We start from the raw sequence: 520 nt of genomic DNA, 5'->3' as shown, positions 1-520 counted from the left end.
TTCATGGACAACCGCAGCGCCGAGCTGACCAAGTACGCGGCCAACGCGATGCTCGCCACCCGCATCAGTTTCATGAACGAACTGGCCAATCTCACCGAGCTGCTCGGCGCCGACATCGAAGCGGTGCGCAAAGGCATCGGCTCCGACCCGCGCATCGGCTACCACTTCATTTATCCGGGCTGCGGCTTCGGTGGCTCGTGCTTTCCCAAGGATCTGCGGGCCTTGCTGCACACCGCCGAACACAACGGCATGCCGCTGAAATTGCTGCGCAGCGTCACCGACGTCAATGACAGCCAACGGCACATCCTGTTCAGCAAATCGCGCGCGCAGTTTCCGCAAGGCCTGGCCGGCAAATCCATTGCGGTCTGGGGCCTGGCGTTCAAACCGAACACCGACGACATGCGCGAAGCCCCCAGCCGTTATCTGATGGATGCATTGTGGGCCGAAGGCGCCAGCGTGCAGGCCTACGATCCGGAAGCCATGTCCGAGTGCCGGCGCATCTACGGCTACCGCAACGACC

1 protein-coding gene is annotated in these 520 nt (G+C 62.7%); it reads left to right on the top strand.

Features of this window, described 5'->3' with window-relative positions; all coding sequences use genetic code 11:
• A partial coding sequence (locus J5M71_RS27120; RefSeq protein WP_207838600.1) for a nucleotide sugar dehydrogenase occupies positions 1-520 on the top strand: 520 nt, incomplete at both ends.

The sequence above is a fragment of the Pseudomonas sp. 43(2021) genome (assembly GCF_017490805.1).
Lineage (GTDB): Bacteria > Pseudomonadota > Gammaproteobacteria > Pseudomonadales > Pseudomonadaceae > Aquipseudomonas.
This window is presented reverse-complemented; position numbering and strand designations above follow the sequence as displayed.